15 protein-coding genes are annotated in these 18520 nt (G+C 72.3%); 11 read left to right on the forward strand and 4 right to left on the reverse strand.

Annotation, left to right across the window (positions count from 1 at the left end):
* The first annotated feature begins 168 nt into the window (after positions 1-168).
* The 3 genes from GGD88_RS10695 to sseA all read left to right on the forward strand — a co-directional run bounded on the left by GGD88_RS10695 (position 169) and on the right by sseA (position 5716).
* Positions 169-3672: an AsmA family protein gene (locus GGD88_RS10695; RefSeq protein ID WP_184435290.1), complete on the forward strand. Its 3504-nt coding sequence runs from the start codon at positions 169-171 to the stop codon at positions 3670-3672.
* A gap of 136 nt (positions 3673-3808) precedes the next feature.
* Positions 3809-4804 carry a cysteine synthase A gene (locus tag GGD88_RS10700; RefSeq protein WP_184435291.1) on the forward strand — a complete coding sequence of 332 codons (996 nt, stop codon included), beginning with the start codon at positions 3809-3811 and terminating at the stop codon, positions 4802-4804.
* 57 nt (positions 4805-4861) lie between these two features.
* Positions 4862-5716 carry a 3-mercaptopyruvate sulfurtransferase gene (gene sseA / locus GGD88_RS10705; protein WP_184435292.1) on the forward strand — a complete coding sequence of 285 codons (855 nt, stop codon included), beginning with the start codon at positions 4862-4864 and terminating at the stop codon, positions 5714-5716.
* Between the two features lie 188 nt (positions 5717-5904).
* On the opposite strand, the gene GGD88_RS10710 is transcribed toward sseA, so the two are convergent.
* Positions 5905-6189, reverse strand: coding sequence for a hypothetical protein (locus GGD88_RS10710; protein ID WP_184435293.1), 285 nt, complete (start codon positions 6187-6189; stop codon positions 5905-5907).
* 509 nt (positions 6190-6698) lie between these two features.
* On the opposite strand from GGD88_RS10710, the gene metC reads away from it, so the two are divergent.
* Positions 6699-7913, forward strand: coding sequence for a cystathionine beta-lyase (gene metC / locus GGD88_RS10715; RefSeq protein ID WP_184435294.1), 1215 nt, complete (start codon positions 6699-6701; stop codon positions 7911-7913).
* 1 nt (position 7914) lies between these two features.
* On the opposite strand, the gene GGD88_RS10720 is transcribed toward metC, so the two are convergent.
* Positions 7915-8403, reverse strand: a complete 489-nt coding sequence (locus tag GGD88_RS10720; protein WP_221237104.1) for a GNAT family N-acetyltransferase — start codon at positions 8401-8403, stop codon at positions 7915-7917.
* Positions 8404-8567: 164 nt separating this feature from the next.
* On the opposite strand from GGD88_RS10720, the gene hisI reads away from it, so the two are divergent.
* The 4 genes from hisI to GGD88_RS10740 all read left to right on the forward strand — a co-directional run bounded on the left by hisI (position 8568) and on the right by GGD88_RS10740 (position 11492).
* Positions 8568-8972: a phosphoribosyl-AMP cyclohydrolase gene (gene hisI / locus GGD88_RS10725; RefSeq protein ID WP_184435295.1), complete on the forward strand. Its 405-nt coding sequence runs from the start codon at positions 8568-8570 to the stop codon at positions 8970-8972.
* Positions 8969-10045, forward strand: a complete 1077-nt coding sequence (locus GGD88_RS10730; protein WP_184435296.1) for a CobW family GTP-binding protein — start codon at positions 8969-8971, stop codon at positions 10043-10045. The genes hisI and GGD88_RS10730 overlap by 4 nt, the downstream gene beginning before the upstream one ends.
* A 76-nt stretch (positions 10046-10121) precedes the next feature.
* The gene (locus GGD88_RS10735; RefSeq protein ID WP_184435297.1) at positions 10122-10811 is read left to right on the forward strand and encodes a GNAT family N-acetyltransferase; all 690 of its coding nucleotides are present in this window, start codon (positions 10122-10124) and stop codon (positions 10809-10811) included.
* A 123-nt stretch (positions 10812-10934) separates the two neighbouring features.
* Complete coding sequence (locus tag GGD88_RS10740; protein WP_184435298.1) at positions 10935-11492, forward strand: NapC/NirT family cytochrome c; 558 nt, start codon at positions 10935-10937, stop codon at positions 11490-11492.
* Positions 11493-11724: 232 nt separating this feature from the next.
* Here GGD88_RS10740 and trpE read toward each other — a convergent pair whose 3' ends face one another.
* Both trpE and GGD88_RS10750 read right to left on the reverse strand, forming a co-directional pair.
* A complete protein-coding gene (gene trpE, locus GGD88_RS10745; RefSeq protein WP_184435300.1) occupies positions 11725-13224 on the reverse strand; it encodes an anthranilate synthase component I in 1500 nt (499 codons plus the stop codon).
* A 26-nt stretch (positions 13225-13250) separates the two neighbouring features.
* Entirely contained in the window at positions 13251-15137 is a 1887-nt protein-coding gene (locus GGD88_RS10750) for a peptidylprolyl isomerase (protein ID WP_184435302.1), read from the reverse strand.
* 215 nt (positions 15138-15352) lie between these two features.
* On the opposite strand from GGD88_RS10750, the gene tpiA reads away from it, so the two are divergent.
* The 3 genes from tpiA (at position 15353) to pyrG (ending at position 18404) form a co-directional block, all read left to right on the forward strand.
* A complete protein-coding gene (gene tpiA / locus GGD88_RS10755) occupies positions 15353-16120 on the forward strand; it encodes a triose-phosphate isomerase (RefSeq protein ID WP_184435304.1) in 768 nt (255 codons plus the stop codon).
* 145 nt (positions 16121-16265) lie between these two features.
* Positions 16266-16643: a preprotein translocase subunit SecG gene (secG, locus tag GGD88_RS10760; protein ID WP_184435306.1), complete on the forward strand. Its 378-nt coding sequence runs from the start codon at positions 16266-16268 to the stop codon at positions 16641-16643.
* A 129-nt stretch (positions 16644-16772) separates the two neighbouring features.
* On the forward strand, positions 16773-18404 hold the full coding sequence (pyrG, locus tag GGD88_RS10765) for a CTP synthase (protein WP_184435308.1): 1632 nt from the start codon (positions 16773-16775) through the stop codon (positions 18402-18404).
* The last annotated feature ends 116 nt before the right edge of the window (positions 18405-18520 follow it).

Raw genomic sequence — 18520 nt, forward strand, 5'->3', positions numbered from 1 at the left:
GGCGGTGCGGACGCGGGGCCGGGTGTGGCCCGCACGATACGGTTTCGCGCACCTGTTGCGTCTTTGCTGCACCCGCTTTTGCCGCACCGGGCGATTCCGGGTACCATCGCGCCCGACGTCGATCTGCGGTAACCCGGATCGCGCGATCCGGGGTGGCGGGAGGTGCCGTTGAAAAAGCTGCTCCTGGTGCTGGCGAGCGTGCTGGTGGTGGCGGTCGTGGTCGCCCTGGTGGCGCCGTCGTTCATCGACTGGAACCGCTACCGGAGCGAGATCGCGGCCCGCATCGAGGCCGCCACCGGGCGCCCGGCCGCCATCGACGGCGCCCTGTCGTTCCGCATCCTGCCGACGCCCGTGCTGTCGGTGGCCGGCCTGCGGCTCGCCAACATCGCGGGCGGGTCGACCGCCGACATGGTCCGCATCGACGCGCTCAGGGTGGCGGTCGACCTGGCGCCCTTGCTTCGGGGCGAGGTTCGGGTCCGGTCGGTGCGGATGATCGACCCGGTGGTGGTGCTGGACCGGCTTGAGGACGGGCGCGCCAACTGGGCCTTCGCGCCCGGCGGGTCGGGCCGGACCGGCGGGGCGGTCGCGGTGCCGGTGCCGGGCATGCCGCCGGCGGCGGAACCGCAGCCGGCCGACGGCCCGGGCATCGGCCTGACGGTGCGGCTGGACAGCGTGCGGGTCGAGAATGGGGTCGTCGTCTACACCGATCTCCAGGTGGGTCGGCGGGTGCGCGCCACGGGCGTGACCCTGGACCTGTCGGCGGACAGCCTGCGCGGCCCCTTCCGCCTGCGCGGCGACGTCACCGTGGCGGACCGTCCGGTCGCCCTCGATCTTGTGACGGGCAGCGTCGGGTCGGGGCGTCCGCTGACGGTGGAAGCCGATGTGTTGCTGCCCGACAGCGGGGATACGCTGTCCCTGGCCGGGACCGTCTCGGGGCCGTGGCAGGCCCCGGCCTTCGAGGGCCGGCTGTCGGTGGCCGCCGCCGATCTCGGCGCCTCGCTGGCGACGCTGCGGCTGCCGCCGGTGCCGGCGCCCGTGGTGCCGCCCGGTGCTGCGACCCTGACGGCCGACCTGTCACTGTCGCGCGCGCGGGCGACCGCTGCCGATCTGCGCCTCGGTCTCGGCGAGGCCGAGGTGGGCGGCCGTGTGGAGGCCGTCTTCGGCGGGGCCGAGGGTCCGGCCCTGGACATCGTGCTGCGCACCCGCGCGGTGGACCTGGACGCCTGGACCGCCGGGGCGGCGGACACCGCGTCGGCGAACGCCGGGGACGCAGACGGGCGCGGGGCGAGCGCCGTGGCGCTGCCCGAGCCGCCGACCGGCTGGCGCGGCCGGCTGGACCTGCGCGCCGACGCCCTGACCTGGCGGGGCGAGGTGGTGCGCCAGGCCGTGGTCCGGGGGCGGCTGGCGCCGGATGGCCGCCTGCACCTGGATGCGGCGCGCGCCAGCCTGCCGGGGGCCGGTACGGTGACCGTGGCGGGTACACTGACCCCGACGCCCGAAGGCGCCGCCCTCTCGGGCACGGTGGAGGCGGAGGCCGGCAACCTGCGCGAGGTCCTGACCTGGGTGCGGCTGCCGGTCGAGCAGGTGCCGGCGGACCGGCTGCGGACTTTCGCCCTGTCGGCCCGCCTGGGCGGGACGGCGCGGACCCTGACGATCTCCGACATCGACCTGACCCTGGACACCACCCGGGCGACCGGCGCGGTGGTGGTGCGTCCGGCGGATCGGCTCGGCCTGGGCCTCAACCTGACCGTCGACTCGCTCAACCTCGATGCCTACCTGCCGCCGTCGGACACGGGACCCGGCGCCGACGCCGGCCCCACCGTGCCCGCGGCGGAGGCGTCCGCGCCGGAGGGCCTGTCCTGGCTGGCCGCGCTGGACGCGAACTTTCGCGTCGCCATTGGCACGCTGACCCTGGACGCGCTGCCGTTCACCGGCGTGCGGGCCGAGGGCTCCCTTGTGCGCGGCGCGCTCTCCCTGTCGAACGCCCGCATCGACGACGTGGCCGGGGCGCAGGTGACGGCCCGTGGCGGGCTGTCCGGGTTCGGGGACTCGCTGCGGGCCGAGGGCCTGACCCTGACCGCCGAGACCGCCGACCTGAGCCGCACCGCCCGCCTGCTGCGGGTGGACCTGCCGGAGCCCTTGCGCGGGCTGGGGGCGGTGACCCAGTCGGTGACGATGACCGGCACCCCGGCGGTGCTCGACCTGATCACCGCGACACGGTTCCAGGGCGGCGGGCTGGACACCAACGGCCGGGTGACGGGGCTCGGTGCGGGGGCGCCGACGGTCGACCTCGCCGTCGACCTGCGCCACCCGGACGCGGTGCGGATGGTCCGGCTGCTGGTGCCGGACTATGCGCCGCGCGGGGCGCCGCTGGGGGCGCTGGCGTTCAGCGCCCAGGCGCGCGGCGACGCCGGCCAGGTGACGTTCGACGATCTCGACCTGCGCCTGGGCGAGATGCGCGCGACCGGTCAGGCCCGGCTGAACCTGGACGGGCCGCGCCCGCACCTGGCGGCCGGGTTGAGCACGACCGCGCTGCAGATCGACGCCGTCCTGCCGCCGCCGCGCGAGGCCCGGCTGGGGCCGGTTCCACAGCCGTGGGAGGCACGGCTGGTGCCGGCGGCGCTGGGCGGCCCGGGCGCCGCCGCCGCCCTCCCGGCGCGGCCGAGCCTGCCGGGGCTGCGGGCGGCGGCGTGGTCGACGGCGCCGCTCGACCTGTCGGCGCTGACCACGGTCGACGCCGACGTGAACCTGCGCGCGGCCGCGCTGCGCTACCGGGATCAGGCCCTGGAGTCGGCCGACATCGCCGCCCGTCTCGCCGACGGGGTGCTGCAGGTGGAACGCCTCAGCGGGCGGCTGTTCGACGGGCAGGTCGGCGGGGCGCTGACCGTGGTGACCGGGGCGCCCGCCACCTACGACCTGCGGCTCACGGTGGACGGCTTCAGCGTGGCGCGGGCGCTCGGCCTCGACGGTCCGGTGGGGGCCGCCGGTACCGGGACGCTGGCCCTCGACATGGGGGCCACGGGGGCGAGCCCGGCGGAGATCGTGGCGGCCCTGAGCGGGGAGGGGACCCTGGACCTGCGAGAGTTGGACGTGCGGGCGGGCCAGGTGCGCGGCACCGCCCTGGCCGGCGTGCTGGAGCCGGTGGCGGCGCTCACCGACCTGACCGGGTCGCTGGTCGGCGATCTGGCGCGGGCGCAGCGGCTGGCCGACCTGGAGGTCAGGTTCGCCATCGACTCCGGCGTGCTGGGCTTCGATCCGCTGCGGCTGACCAGCGCCCTCTACGATGCCCGCTTCGCCGGCGCCGTCGACCTGAGGCACTGGACCATCGACGCCGAGGGCACCGCGGACCTGGCGGAGGGGCCGTTGCGCGAGGCGCTGGCGGCGGTGGTGACGCTGCCCGACAGCATCCCGGTGACCGTCGCCGGCGATCTGGAGGCGCCGACGGTGACGCTGCGGACCGGGCGCCTGCCGGCCGGCCGCGAGGCGCCGGAGGACGCGGCGGCGCGGACCCTGCGCGAGCAGGGGGCGCGGGCGGTGGAGGATCTGGCGCCGGACGCGGCGGGGCGGCTGCGGGAGGTCCTGCCGGGCGCAGCCGATGCGCTGCGCGGCGTGGCGCCGACCGTGCCGGAGGGACCCGGCGACGCCGGCGCGCCGCCCCTTCCGGCGCGGTGAGCGGCGCGGGGGAGGCGGCGGCGTGCTGCGGCGCGTCTTGATCCGCCCGCAGCCGCGCGTTACCTGGAAGGGCGATCCTGCCCGCGCCACGCGACGACTCCCGACCAAGACCCCCAACACCACAAGGCCCCGCGCCATGGACACCCGAGACGGCTTCCTGTCCGCCATCGGCGACACGCCCCTGATCCGCCTGTCCTGGCCCTCGGCCGAGACCGGCTGCCACATCTACGGCAAGGCCGAGTTCATGAACCCCGGCGGCTCGGTGAAGGACCGTGCCGCCCTGGCGCTGGTGCGCGACGGCGAACGCCGGGGCCTGCTCAAGCCCGGCGGCACCCTCGTCGAGGGCACCGCCGGCAACACCGGCATCGGCCTGACGCTGGTGGGCAACGCCCTGGGCTACCGCACCGTCATCGTCATGCCGGAGACCCAGAGCCAGGAGAAGAAGGACACGTTGCGGATGTGCGGCGCCGACCTGCGCCTGGTGCCGGCCAAGCCGTACCGGGACCCCGGCAACTACGTGCACGTCTCGCGCCGGCTGGCGGAGGAGATCGGCGGGTTCTGGGCCAACCAGTTCGACAACGCGGCCAACCGCGACGGTCACCGGCGCACCACCGGCCCCGAGATCCTGCGCCAGACCGGCGGCCGCCTCGACGCCTTCACCTGCGCCGTCGGCACCGGCGGCACCCTGGCCGGGGTGGCCCAGGCCCTGAAGGCGCACGATCCCGCCATCCGCACGGTGCTGGCCGATCCGCACGGCTCCGGCCTGTACGCCTGGATCACCGAGGGCGAACCGCGCGCCGAGGGCGGCTCGATCACCGAGGGCATCGGCCAGGGCCGCGTGACCGCCAACCTGGACGGCGCGCCGATCGACGACGCGGTGCGCATCGACGATGCCACCGCCCTGACGGTGCTGTTCCACCTGGTGCAACACGATGGCCTGGTGCTGGGCGGGTCGTCCGGCATCAACGTGGCCGCCGCCATGGCGGTGGCGCGCGCGCTGGGGCCGGGCCACACCGTGGTGACCATCCTGTGCGACCTGGGCGCGCGCTATCAGTCGAAGATCTTCAACCCGGACTTTCTGCGCGCCCAGGGGCTGCCGGTGCCGCCCTGGATGGAGGGCGCCCCGCCCTGACGCCCGGCCCCGGGCGCGCCATCTCCCCCGACCGTCTCCCTGAAGGAAGGATTGCCCATGGCTTCATCCCGACCCGATCCGCTCGTCACCCCGCAATGGCTGGCCGACACCCTGTCCGCGCCCGACCTGCGCGTGGTCGATGCCCGCCACTTCATGCCGGGCGATCCGCGCGATCCGGCCGAAGAGTATGCCCGCGAACATATCCCGGGGGCGGTGTTCTTCGACATCGACCGCATCGCCGAGCCCGACACGGCATTGCCCCACATGCTGCCGGATCCGGTGCTGTTTTCCGCCCGGGTGCGGGAGCTGGGCCTGGGTGACGGCAACCGCATCGTGGTCTACGACCATGTGGGCGGCGCCTGCGCGGCGGCCCGGGTGTGGTGGATGTTCCGGGTGTTCGGGCACCGCGACGTGTGGGTGCTGGACGGCGGCCTGCCGAAATGGATCGCCGAGGGTCGGCCCGTGGACGATCGCCCGGCCCGGGTCACGCGGCGCCACTTCACTGCCCGGGTGGACTGGTCGCAGGTGGCGCGGGCCGAGGACGTCGCCCGCCACCTGGAACGCGGCAGTGCCCAGGTCGTGGACGTGCGGGGGGCGGAGCGGTTCCGTGGCGAGGCCGAGGAGCCGCGCCCGGTGGCACGCACCGGGCACATGCCGGGGGCCCTTAACGCGCCGTTCGCAGCCTTGCAGACCGGTGCGCACGGGGAGATGGCCGACGCGGCGGCGATCCGCGCGATCCTGACCGACGCCGGCGTCGATCTGTCGCGTCCGGTGGTCACTTCCTGCGGCTCCGGCGTCACCGCCTGCTACACCGCGCTGGCGCTGCACCGGATCGGGCATCCGGACGTGGCCGTCTACGACGGCTCCTGGGCGGAATGGGGGGACCGGTCCGACCTGCCGGTCACGCGGTGAGCGGACGCGTGACAACGACCCGCCGAAACGACACGTCAAAAAGGCCAACCAAACGTTAATAAGGCCAACCAAATAGAACACCGCCCCGGGGCTGACCGGGGCGGTCTCGTCTGGTGGCCGTCACCGCGCAAAGACCATCAGACCGCCGGCGCGGGACCGTTCGCGGTCTTCGCCACCTGTCGATCGGCTCAGCCGGCCGCCAAGTGGTCTTCGTCCTCAAGTTCCATCTTGAGACCGAAGTGGCCGGTGCGCACGCGCGACCCGTCGGGCAGGCGCCACACCGTCGGGGCGCTGCCGCCGGTCAGGGTGCTGGTCGGGGTCTCGGCGACGCCACCGAAGCCGAGAGCGATCTCGTCGGCCATCACGGCGATGGTCTCCGGGGCCACCGCCTCGCGCCACCGCGACCCGTACCGACTTTCCATGGTCAGGGTGAACAGGTTGTAGGCGTGATAGGACGTGGGCGTGTGGGTCATCGTGTCTCAGCTCCACCCTTGGATATTGCGCCAAGGACGTTTCATCAGGGGGATTGGCCGCTTGAGTGGCGGCGCGCCCCGCAGGGCCACGCCAGCCGGCGACTCGCCATCTTATTGCACTGCAACATTATCGCCGTTCCAAGCATCTGTCCAGGGAATTCCGCTTGTCCAAACGGTATAGGTCTTCAAGCGCAATAAAAATCACAACTTTTGACGAAGTACATCGGATAGGGTTTGTAGGTTGCCCTGACCCGATCGAAGGATGAAGTTTCGGCCGCGATATGGTCGTGCGACCCTGGAACGGTCCTTATGCCGGGCTCTGTTCTCCAGAGTTGGTCCTCGTTCGGTCATACCGCAAGAGAAGGGTATGGCCATAGTCCTTATGGATGACGGCCATACCTCGTTCGGAGGGGCGGTGCCGCCGGCCCGCCAGCCTCTCTTGAATCAACACCCGCGATCCCGGAAGGTTCACGCCTCTTCTCAGTCTTGCTTGCGGAGTCCTGCCCTCCATGACCGACTCGCCCCGCTCCGGCGGTTCCCGCACCGATTTCCGCCCCGAGACCCGTATCGTGCATGCGGGCCACGATCCGCGCGATCACCACGGCGCGGTTAATCCGCCCGTCTATCACGCCTCGACCATCACCTTTCCCACCGTGGCGGATCTGAAGCGGAGCTATGCCCGGCGCTTCGACGACGTCTACTACGGGCGGTATGGCACGCCGACGACCCAGGCGCTCGACGCCGCGGTGGCGGAGCTGGAGGGCGGGCGTTGGTGCGTCTCCGTGGGGTCCGGCATGGCGGCCGTCTCGGTGGTCCTGATGGCGCTGCTGAAGGCCGGCGACCACCTGCTGATGGTGGACTCCGTGTATTGGCCGACGCGGCACTTCTGCGACACCCTGCTGGCCGGCATGGGGGTGCGCACGACCTACTATGACCCGCTGATCGGCGCCGGCATCGCCGACCTGATCGAGCCCGAGACCCGGCTGGTCTTCACCGAATCGCCCGGCTCGCTGACCTTCGAGACCCAAGACGTGCGCGCCATCGCCGAGGCCGCCCATGCCGCCGGTGCGCTGGTGGCGCTGGACAATACCTGGGCCACGCCGATCCTGTTCCGGCCGTTCGACAATGGGGTGGACCTCTCGATCCAGGCCGCGACCAAGTACATCGTGGGTCATTCGGACGCCATGCTGGGCACGGTGACGATGACCGACCGCGCCCTGTTCGAGCGAGTCAAGCTGGTCGCCGGTCAGGTCGGCCACGCCGTGGGCGCGGACGAGGCCTATCTCGGCCTGCGCGGCCTGCGCACCCTGTCGGCCCGCCTGCGCCAACAGGGGCCGGCCGGCCTGGAGGTGGCGCGCTGGCTGCAAGGCCGGCCCGAGGTGGCGCGGGTGCTGCACCCGGGGTTGCCGGATGATCCCGGCCATGGCCTTTGGCGGCGCGACTTCGCCGGCGTCTGCGGGCTGTTCGGGGTGCTGCTGACGCCGGGGCCGACGGCGGAGGCGGTGGCCGCCATGCTGGACGGCATGCGCCTGTTCCGCATGGGCTTCAGCTGGGGCGGCTACGAGAGCCTGATCCTGGACACCACCCGCTCGATCACGCGCACCGCCACGCCCTGGACCCACGACGGGCCGTCGCTGCGGCTCCACGTGGGTCTGGAGGATCCGGCCGACCTGATCGCCGACCTGGAGGCCGGGTTCGCCCGTCTGACCGGCGCCGACGGATAGGTTACAACGGCAGCTTCATGCCCACATGGGTGGCCTTGAACCCCAGCCGCTTGTAGAACCGGTGCGCGTCCTCGCGCGAGCCGTCGCTGGTGAGCTGGAGCATGCCGCAACCCTGCGCCCGTGCCAGCGCCACGACGTGCGCCATCAGGGCGGCGCCGATGCCCTGGCCGCGCATGTCGCTGCGCACGTGCACGCTTTCCACCTCGGCGCGGGCCTGGCCGAGGCGGCTCAGGTAGGGGATGACGATGAGCTGGCAGAACGCCACCACGACGCTGCGGCGTTCGGCCACGATCAGGCTGTTGCCGGGGGTGGCCGCGATGGCCTGAAACGCCTTGGCGTAGTCCGGCGCCAGCGGCAGTGTCGGGTTCTCCCGCGCGCGGCCGAGGCGGTCGTCGGCCATCAGGGCCACTAGCACCGGTAAATCGGACTCGCGCGCTTCGCGGAACAGAAGCGTCGTGGCCACCGGATCGACGGGTGTGGTCAGATCCATGCGAGCCTCCCTGGCTGGCATCTCCGGACGTTCGCCTGTACGGTCCGCCCCGGACAGGGGGCCGCGGTCGCGCGCGAGCGGATCCGGACTCGGTCAGCGTAGTCCGCCGCTCTGCGGTCACTCAACCATTCCCGTCAACGGGACTCTGGCAACAGGACTCAGCCATGCAGGCGATACACCCCGTGCTCGATGCCATCCGGTTCACGGCCGACGGCCTGGTGCCCGCCATCGCCCAGCAGCACGACACCGGCGAGGTGCTGATGATGGCGTGGATGACGCGCGAGACGGTCGCCGAGACGCTGGAGACCGGCCGGGTGTGCTACTGGTCGCGCTCGCGCGGGGCGCCCTGGCGCAAGGGCGAAAGCTCGGGGCAGGTGCAGACCCTGAAGGCGATGCGGCTGGACTGCGACGGCGACACCCTGCTGCTGCTGGTCGATCAGGTCGGCGTGGCCTGCCACACCGGGCGGCGGAGCTGTTTCTACCGCGAGGTCCGCGACGGGCCCGACCTGGTGACCATCGCCGCCCCCGAGGTGGATCCGGCGGCGCTGTACGGGACTCCGGGCGCATGAGCGGGCCGCTGCCGGTCACGGTGCTCACCGGCTTCCTGGGCGCCGGCAAGACCACGCTGCTGAACCACCTGCTGTCGCATCCGGACCTGGCCGAGACCGCCGTGCTGGTCAACGAGTTCGGCGAGATCGGGCTGGACCACCTGTTGGTGCGGCACGTGGACGAGGACATCGTGCTGCTCAACGCCGGCTGCCTGTGCTGCTCGGTGCGCGGCGACATGGTCACGGCGCTGCGGGACCTGTTCCTGAAGCGGGTGCGCCAGCAGATCGCCGAGTTCCGCCGGGTGCTGATCGAGACCACCGGGCTGGCCGATCCGGCGCCCATCCTGCATACCCTGATGAGCGACCCGCTGATCTCCAGCCACTACCGCCTCGACGGGGTGGTCACGGTGATCGACGCGGCGGCCGGTCTGGCGACGCTCGACCACCATCCGGAGGCGGTGAAACAGGCGGCGGTGGCCGACCGGCTGGTGCTCAGCAAGACCGATCTGGCGCCCGCGGAGGGCCTGGCGGCGCTGGAGACGCGCCTGGACGCCGTCAACCCGGGAGCGCCCCGGCTGCGGGGGGTGCACGGCCGGGTCGCTCCGGCGGACATCCTGGAATGCGGCCTGTTCAAGGCCGGGTCCAAGCATCCCGACGTGGCGGACTGGCTGCGGGCGGAGGCGCTTGAGGCGGCCGACGCCCGCGGGAGCGATCATGACCATGACCACACCCATGACCATGACCACACCCATGGGGACGTCAACCGGCACGACGACCGCATCCGCGCCTTCTGCCTGACGCTGGCGGCGCCGGTGGACTGGGATGCGCTGGTAAGCGGCCTCGATCTGCTGGTCGCCAGTCGCGGCGCCGACCTGCTGCGGTTGAAGGGGATCGTGCACGCCCGGGGGCAGGACGCGCCGCTGGCGGTGCACGGCGTGCAGCACATCTTCCACCCGCCGGCGGCGCTGCCGGACTGGCCGGTCGATCCGGCCACCGGCGTCGAGGATCGCCGCACCCGGCTGGTGTTCATCACCCGCGACCTGAGCGAGGCCATGGTGCGCCGGGTCTTGGCGGCGGCGCTAGAGGCGGGATAGGGGCGCGGGGTTGCCGGTCCGCACGCGCTGTGCTGGATTGCCCGCCGGCCCCCGTCTCTCCCGTTCCGGAGTTTGCATGTCCGACACCGCCGCCCTCCTGCCTCGTTCGCCCAACACGCCCCTCAGCCTGGAGGAGGCCCTGGCGCGCCCGATCCCGCCGGGCCGCCTGCGCGAGACCGTCACCGACCTGGAGCGGCGCACGCCCCCCGATGCGTCGCCGCCGCCGCTGCCGGATGGCCTGCACTTGCGCCGCTACGCCGGAACCCTGACCTGGGCGGCGTTCGCGCCCCTGTTCCACGCCGTGGGCGATCCCTGGCTGTGGCGCGACCGGCTCTACCGAACGGAGGCGGAGCAGGACGCCCACCTGTCGGATCCGGGCATCGTTGTTCATGTCCTGGAACGCACGACCGGCCAGGCCCTGGGCTTCTGCGAGATGGACTGCCGCGACCGCGCCGTGGGCTTCCGCGTGCTGTACTTCGGGCTGGTGCCGGGGGCGATCGGCGGCGGCCGCGGGCGGCTGCTGTTCGCGCACGCGCTGGCCGACGCCTGGAGTCTCGGCCCGGCCTGTGTGGGCCTGGACACCTGCACGCACGATCACCCGAAGGCGTTGGCCTTCTACGAGAGTTTCGGGTTCACCGTCACGGGGCGGCGGGTGGTGGAGGCGGACGATCCGCGTCTGACCGGCCTGCTGCCGCGGACGGCCGGGCCTCACATCCCGCTGGCGCCGCTGGTGGAGCGTCCGCCGGCGCTGCGCACCGACCGTTGACGCCCGGGCCGGCGTCACGATCGCGCCGAGCGTCGCGCCGGGTGCAGGGCTGGCGTGCAGGGCTGGTCCCGGCCGGTTGAAAAGCCCATACTGATCCTCAGGACATGGGCGAAAGGACGACCGATGAAACGGGGTCTTGTGATTGCCGGGATCGGATTGATCGTCGGCGGGATCGGTGGCTTGGCGGTGGCGGGCGCCGGTGTGACGCTGGTGAAGCAGACCAGCAGCAACGCCTTTTGCATCGCGTGTCACGAGATGACGTGGCCCGAGGCGTCCTATCACGACAATGTCCACTTCAAGAACGCGGCCGGCGTGCAGGCGCAGTGCAAGGACTGCCACCTCCTGAGCGACCCCTGGCCGGCCTACCTGTGGCAGAAGGCGACCTTCGGCGCGCGCGACGTCACCATGCACCTGCTCGGCGTCATCGACACCCGCGAGGAATACGAGGCCAAGCGGCCGGAGTTGGCCGAAGAGGTGTGGGCCTGGCTGGAGGAGACGGATTCGGCGACCTGCCGCACCTGCCACACCGACGCCGCCATGGCGGTCAGCACCGCCCCGGAAATGGCGCAGCGGGTGCATCAGGCCGCGGCCCAGGGCGGGCAGACCTGCATCACCTGCCACAAGGGTGTCGGCCACGGCGTGCCGGAGCAGGAGGCCGCGGCGGCCGACGCGGGGTCGTGAGGCGCCCGACCTGGAGCGTGGGCAAGAGAGCCCCCGTTTCTCGGTCCCACGCTCCGACGTGGGACCGCGGCCCGAGACGGCGCCCACGCGGGAGCGTGGGCGCAAGACCACCTCTCCCGGTCCCGCGCTCCGGCGTGGGACTGCGGGCCGAGACCGCGCCCACGCGGGAAGCGTGGGCGCAAGACCACCTCTCCCGGTCCTACGCTCCGGCGTGGGACCGAAACAGGCACGATCACCGCCCCGCGAACCGGACCGCCTGCTTGGCTGCGGCGATCAGCGCCTGGGCCTTGTTCCACGACTCCTGAAGCTCGGCGTCCGGATCGGAGTCGGCGACAATGCCGCCGCCGGCGTGGATGTGCACCACCCCATCCTTCACCAGCGCGGTGCGCAGGGCGATGCAGGTATCCATGGAGCCGCCGGCCGAGAAGTAGCCCACGGCACCGGCGTAGAAGCTACGCCGCACCGACTCCAGTTCCTCGATGATCTCCATGGCCCGCACCTTGGGCGCGCCCGAGACGGTGCCGGCCGGGAAGCCGGCCATCAGCGCGTCCATGGCGTCCTTGCCCGCGCGCAGTCGCCCCACGACGTTGGAGACGATGTGCATGACGTGGCTGTAGTACTCGACGAAGAACTGGTCCGTGACCTTCACCGTTCCGACCTCCGCCACCCGGCCGACGTCGTTGCGGCCCAGGTCGAGCAGCATCAGGTGTTCCGCCCGCTCCTTGGGGTCGGCCAGCAGGTCGGCCGCGTTGGCGGCGTCCTCGGTGGCGTTGGCGCCGCGCTTGCGGGTGCCGGCAATGGGCCGGATGGTCACGGTGTCGTCGCGCAGTCGCACCAGGATCTCGGGGCTGGCGCCCACGATCTGGTAGCCGTCCAGGTCCATGTAGACCATGTAGGGCGACGGATTGGTGCGGCGCAGCGCCCGGTAGAGGCTGAACGGCGGTAGCCGGAACGGCAGCGTGAACCGCTGCGACAACACCACCTGGAAGATGTCGCCGGCCATGATGTAGTCCTTGGCCCGGCGCACGTTTTCCTTGTAGGCGGCGGCGTCCATCATGGGCGTCGCCTCCGGCTCAGGCTCCGGGTCGGCGGCGAGCCGATGCAGCGGCAGCGCCCGTTCCAGGTCGGCGGCGGTATCGGCCAGGCGCTCGCGCGCCAGCGCCAGCGCGGCGTTGGCGTCCACCCCGGGCTGCGGCCACACCGGCGTGGCGAGCGTCATCCGGTGCAGGATGTTGTCGAACACCACGACCACCGTCGGGCGCATGAACACGCCGTCAGGCACGCCGATCGGGTCGGGGTTCTCGTCCGGGATGCGCTCGACCAAGCGCACCGTGTCATAGCCCATGTAGCCGAACAGGCCGGCCGCCTGCGGCGGCAGCTCGGGAGGCAGGTCGATGCGGCTGTCCGCCACCACGGCGCGCAGCGAGTCCAGCGGTGGGCGGGGATCAGCCTCGAAGGTGTGCAGATCGTGGCGGGCGTCGCGGTTGATCTCCGCCGTGTCCTTGCGGCAGCGCCAGATCAGATCGGGCTTGAGGCCGAGGAAGGAGTAGCGGCCGCGCACCGCGCCCCCTTCCACGCTGTCCAGCAGGAAGGCATAGGGCCGCGTCTCGCACAGCTTCATGAAGGCCGAGACCGGGGTTTCCAGATCGCCGACCAGATGCGTCCACACCACCTGCGCCCGGTTGCCCATGTAGGCGGTGCGGAAGTCGGCGGCGCTGGGCAAGGTCTCCATGACGGGGCGGTCCCTCTCTGTCTTCCCTACTGGAAGGCGGCCTGGATCACGGCCTGGTTGATCTCGACGCCCTGCCGGCGCGACAGGGCATCGGTGAACTGCACGTACAGATCGTCGGCAATGGCGCCGCGCAGCGCCGCCGCCGTTTCCGCGCGGGTCTCGGTGGCGTCGGCGCCGGCGCCGATCACCTCGGTCAGGCGCAGGACGTAAACGGTCTCGCCGGTCTCGACCAGGCGCGCCGCGCCGCGGTCCAGATCGAACAGCGCCTGCACCAGCGCGCGCGGCGGCGCCTCGGCGTCCGCCGCCAGCGGCGTGCCGTCGCGGCGCACGGCGGGCAGCGTCTCCGCCGTCGCACCCTGGGTCTCGGCGGCGCCCTGGAGGGTGCGGCCCTCGCCGGCGGCGGCCAGGATGGCCTCGGCGCGGGCGCGGGTGGCCTCGGCCTTGCGCTGGCGTTCCCACAGCGCCATGACGCGGTCGCGCACCTGCGCCAGCGGGCGCGGCGCCGGCGGCGTCACGCCATCGACCCGCAGCACGAAGTAGCCGGTTTCGGTTTCCTGCAACAACGTCTGCTCGCCCGGATCGGCGCTGAAGGCGGTGCCCAGAAACGCGGATCCCTCGGGCACGGCCTCCACCGGGGTGCCGTCGGGGCCGAGACCCTGGCGGTCGACGGCGTCGATGGACACCAGGTCGAGGTCGAGGGCCTGGGCCGCGTCCTCCAGCGTGGCGCCGCCGCCGAGCGTGTCGTCCAGGCGCACCGAAAGATCATAGAGCGCATCCACGGCGCGGCGGTCCACCAGCGTGGCGCGAATCTCGTCGCGCACCGCCGCGAGCGGCTGAGTGCCGCCGGCCAGGACCTCGCGGACCTGGAACACATGCCAGCCGAACGGGCTCTCGACCGGCGCGCTCACGCCGCCCTCGGGGACCGCGAACACCGCGTCGGATTGCGCCGGCGGCAGCGAATCCGGGATCACCTCGCCCATGTCGATGGGGGCCGGCGCGCCGGCCTCGGCGGCGGCCGCCGGCAAGGGCGTGCCGGCCCGCACGGCGTCCACCACCGCCTGCGCGGTGGCGCGGTCGTCGGCCAGCACCTGATCGACCACGCGCCGCTCCGCCTGGGTATAGGCGCCGCGCTGCGACTCGTACTCGTCGCGGATGGCCTCGTCGCTGACCGACACCAGCGGTCGGGCGTCCTCCAGGTCGAGCACGATCGCGGTCACGGCCCGATACTCCGGCGCGGTGAAGCGGTCGATGTTGGCGTCGTACAGGTCTTGCAGCGTCTCTTGGTCGGGCGCGCCCGTCGGCGCCGGGGCGTCGGCGACGGACAGGGCCACGACCGCGCCGACGCGGGCCTCGTTGCGGTGGCGGTCGAGGCGGCTGACCACCCCGTCGGGGGCATGGGCGGCCTCGGTGACCGGGGCGGTCAGGGCGCCGCGCAGCATCTCCTGGCGGATCTGCTGCGTGTACTGGGCCTCGGTCAGGTTGTTGAGGGCCAGCAGGCGTTCAAAGCGGGCGCGGTCGAAGCCGCCCCCCTCGCCGGCGAACGTGGGATCGGCGGTGATGGCCTGGGCGACCACGCTGTCGGGCACCACCATGCCCCAGTCCCGCGCCGTCTGCACCTGGGTGACCTCGGTCACCATGCGCCCGATGGCGCGGTCGAGGAAGCCCAGTTCGATGGCCTGTTCGGTGGTGAAGCCGCCGCCGAGCTGCTCGCGCAGGGCGTTGACCTCGCGGTTCAGTTCGGCGCGCAGGGCGGCGGTGCCGATCTCGGTGTCGCCGACCGTGATCGCCGGTGCCTCGCCGCCGCCGCCGGTGATGAAGTCGCCGATGCCCCAGGCGCCGAAGCTGATGATCAGCAGGATCAGCAGTCCCTTGGCCAGCCAGGACTTCGTCGCCTTGCGAAATGTGTCGAGCATGCCACCATCCGTGTCGTCTGGGCCTGGGCCGCGGCGCGCCATCAGGGGCGCCCGCGCGCGGCGGCGCATCATAGGTGCCGGCGCCCCCGGGCCGCAACACTCACGCCCCTCCGCGCCGCCGCCGACCGGCGAAACCAGCCCCGTTCAAAACCCGCCGGTGGCGTGGTACACACGCAGCCACTCGACCCGCCCGGATGCAGACAAAGGGGGATGCCATGACCGCACGACGGCCGCTGATCGCCGGCAACTGGAAGATGAACGGCCTGCGCGCCGACGGCCTCGACCTGGCCCGCACCCTGATGGCGTGGCTGACCGGGGAGGGGGCGGCGGTGCAGGCGCGCGCCGACATGCTGGTGTGCCCGCCGGCGACGCTGGTGGCCGCGGTGGCCGACGCGGTGGCCGGCAGTCCGCTGGCGGTCGGGGGCCAGGACTGCCACACCACGGAGAGCGGCGCCCACACCGGCGACGTCAGCGCCTGGATGCTCAAGGATGCCGGCGCAAGCCATGTCATCGTCGGGCACTCCGAGCGGCGCACCGACCACCACGAGGACGACGACCTGGTGCGGGCCAAGGCCACGGCCGCCCTCGCCGCCGGCCTGACGCCCATCATCTGCATCGGTGAGACCGAGGCCGAGCGCGATGCCGGTCAGGCCACGGCGGTGGTCGCGCGGCAGTTCCACGGCTCGTTGCCCGAGGGCGCGACGGGCACGTCCGTGGTGATCGCCTACGAGCCGGTGTGGGCCATCGGCACCGGGCGCACGCCGACGGCGCAGGACGTCGCCGAGATGCACCAGCGCATCCGGGCCGAGGCGCGCGAGCGCCTGGGCGACGGCGCCGATGCGCTGCTGATCCTGTACGGCGGCTCGGTCAAGCCGGGCAACGCCGCCGAGCTGATGGGCATCGCCGACGTGGACGGCGCCCTGGTGGGCGGCGCCAGCCTCAAGGCGGCGGACTTCCAGGCCATCGCCAGCGCCTGTCCGTAGGGCGCCTGTCCTTGAACGGCAAAATCCGCTGGCGTCGGCGGGGGCGGACGATTACAACAGCGGGCAATCAGTCACGAGACGGCGCCGGGCCGGCGGGGGCGCACCCGCCGCCCATGGCGTTTGTGCCGGCTTGCCACGAGGACCCATGATTACCGTCATTCTGGTCATCCACCTGCTGATCGCCATCGCCATGGTCGCCCTCATCCTGTTGCAGCGCTCGGAGGGCGGCGCGCTCGGCATTGGCGGCGGCGGCGGGGGTGGCGGCGTCATGAGCGGGCGGGCCGCCGGCAACCTTCTGACCCGCAGCACCGGCATCCTGGCGGCCGCCTTCATGGCCACCAGCCTGACGCTGGCGATCCTGGCGGACAGCGGGCAGCGCACCGGCAGCGTGCTGGACGCGGCGCCGCCGGCGACGGAGGCCGGCGAGCAAGCCCCGGACGCCGATGCCGGCACCGTGCCCGCGCCGGACGCGGCACCCGCCGAGACCGCGCCGGCCGTGCCCTCGGCCCCGCTGTCGGAGTAAGCCCCGGGGCGAGTCGGCCCCCTCACGGTCACGGGTCCCGACCCGGCGTCGCGGCGCGGCCCGGGGGCTTCGCCATGGGCGCGGCCGGTCCCGTGATGGACGCGTGAACGAAGGATGCGCAGTCGCACCATGACGACACGGTTCATCTTTATCACCGGCGGCGTCGTTTCCTCCCTGGGCAAGGGCCTCGCCTCGGCCGCCCTGGGCGCCGTCTTGCAGGCGCGCGGCTTCACGGTCCGCATGCGCAAGCTGGACCCCTACCTGAACATCGACCCGGGCACCATGAGCCCCACCCAGCACGGCGAGGTCTACGTCACCGACGACGGCGCCGAGACCGACCTGGACTTGGGGCACTACGAGCGTTTCACGGGCGTGCCGTCGCGCCGCTCGGACAACGTGACCGCCGGGCGTGTGTACAAGACCGTGCTGGAGAAGGAGCGGCGCGGCGACTACCTGGGCGGCACCGTGCAGGTCATCCCGCACGTCACCGACGCCATCAAGGAGTTCATCACCGCCGATCTGGACGACGAGGACTTCGCCCTGATCGAGATCGGCGGGACCGTTGGCGACATCGAGAGCCTCCCGTTCCTGGAGGCCATCCGCCAGCTCGGCAACGAAATGGGGCCGGACCGCACGATGTTCGTGCACCTGACCCTGCTGCCCTACATCGCCACCGCGGGCGAGTTGAAGACCAAGCCGACGCAGCATTCGGTCAAGGAACTGCTCAGCGTCGGCATCCAGCCCGATATCCTGATGTGTCGCAGCGAGCACCCGATCCCGGAGAGCGAGCGGCGCAAGATCGCCCTGTTCTGCAACGTGCGCAGCGAGGCGGTGATCGCTGCCTACGATGCCCCGAGCATCTACGACGTGCCGATCAACTACCACGACGAGGGGCTGGACACCCAGGTCTGCCGCCACTTCGGTCTGTCGTGCGCGCATGCCCCGGACCTGACGCGCTGGCGCACCATCGTCAGCCGGATCCGTCAGCCCGAGGGCGAGGTGACGATCGCCATCGTCGGCAAGTACACCAAGCTGCTGGATTCCTACAAATCCCTGGCCGAGGCCTTGGTGCACGGCGGCATCGCCAACAACGTGCGGGTCCGGCTGGAATGGCTCGACAGCCAGGTGTTCGAACTGGCGGGGAACAGCTATCTTCTGGAAGACGTGGACGGCATCCTGGTGCCGGGCGGCTTCGGGGAGCGCGGGGCCGAGGGCAAGATGGCCGCCGCCCGCTTCGCCCGCGAGAAGGACGTGCCCTACCTGGGCATCTGCTTCGGGATGCAGATGGCGGTGGTCGAGGCAGCGCGTCACCTGGCCGGCATCGAGGGCGCCGGCTCCACCGAATTCGGCAACCCGCCCGACAAGGTGGTCGGCCTGATGACCGAGTGGATGCGCGGCAACGAGATCGAGGTGCGCGAGGCCGGCGGCAATCTGGGCGGCACCATGCGCCTGGGCGCCTATCCGTGCGCCTTGCGCCCCGGCTCGCGGGCGGCCGCGATCTACGGCACCGACCTGATCCACGAGCGCCACCGCCACCGCTACGAGGTCAACAACGCCTACATTGGCCGACTCGAGGATCATGGCCTGCTGTTCTCGGGCATGTCGCCCGATGGCCTGTTGCCGGAGATCGTCGAGATCCCAGATCATTCCTGGTTCCTGGGGGTGCAGTTCCATCCGGAGCTGAGGTCCAAGCCGTTCGAGCCGCATCCTTTGTTCACGTCGTTCGTGGGCGCCGCCGTCGAGAAGTCCCGTCTGGTCTAGCCGCTCGTCTCCGCCGTTCGTTCCCGCCCCGCCGTTCCAGCCCCGCGTTTCAGTTTAGGGGGAGCCCCGCCGGTGTCCGAAACCCTCGACCGCTCCGACCGCGCCGCGACCCGCGC

This window comes from Roseospira goensis (assembly GCF_014197795.1).
GTDB classification, from domain to species: Bacteria; Pseudomonadota; Alphaproteobacteria; order Rhodospirillales; family Rhodospirillaceae; genus Rhodospira; species Rhodospira goensis.

Excerpts from the sequence above, each read along its gene's own strand:
- GGD88_RS10700 (WP_184435291.1), top strand. The coding sequence starts at position 3,809 with ATGGACACCCGAGACGGCTTCCTGTCCGCCATCGGCGACACGCCCCTG.
- sseA (WP_184435292.1), top strand. The coding sequence starts at position 4,862 with ATGGCTTCATCCCGACCCGATCCGCTCGTCACCCCGCAATGGCTGGCC.
- GGD88_RS10710 (WP_184435293.1), bottom strand. The coding sequence starts at position 6,189 with ATGACCCACACGCCCACGTCCTATCACGCCTACAACCTGTTCACCCTG.
- metC (WP_184435294.1), top strand. The coding sequence starts at position 6,699 with ATGACCGACTCGCCCCGCTCCGGCGGTTCCCGCACCGATTTCCGCCCC.
- GGD88_RS10720 (WP_221237104.1), bottom strand. The coding sequence starts at position 8,403 with ATGGATCTGACCACACCCGTCGATCCGGTGGCCACGACGCTTCTGTTC.
- hisI (WP_184435295.1), top strand. The coding sequence starts at position 8,568 with ATGCAGGCGATACACCCCGTGCTCGATGCCATCCGGTTCACGGCCGAC.
- GGD88_RS10730 (WP_184435296.1), top strand. The coding sequence starts at position 8,969 with ATGAGCGGGCCGCTGCCGGTCACGGTGCTCACCGGCTTCCTGGGCGCC.
- GGD88_RS10735 (WP_184435297.1), top strand. The coding sequence starts at position 10,122 with ATGTCCGACACCGCCGCCCTCCTGCCTCGTTCGCCCAACACGCCCCTC.
- GGD88_RS10740 (WP_184435298.1), top strand. The coding sequence starts at position 10,935 with ATGAAACGGGGTCTTGTGATTGCCGGGATCGGATTGATCGTCGGCGGG.
- trpE (WP_184435300.1), bottom strand. The coding sequence starts at position 13,224 with ATGGAGACCTTGCCCAGCGCCGCCGACTTCCGCACCGCCTACATGGGC.
- GGD88_RS10750 (WP_184435302.1), bottom strand. The coding sequence starts at position 15,137 with ATGCTCGACACATTTCGCAAGGCGACGAAGTCCTGGCTGGCCAAGGGA.
- tpiA (WP_184435304.1), top strand. The coding sequence starts at position 15,353 with ATGACCGCACGACGGCCGCTGATCGCCGGCAACTGGAAGATGAACGGC.
- secG (WP_184435306.1), top strand. The coding sequence starts at position 16,266 with ATGATTACCGTCATTCTGGTCATCCACCTGCTGATCGCCATCGCCATG.
- pyrG (WP_184435308.1), top strand. The coding sequence starts at position 16,773 with ATGACGACACGGTTCATCTTTATCACCGGCGGCGTCGTTTCCTCCCTG.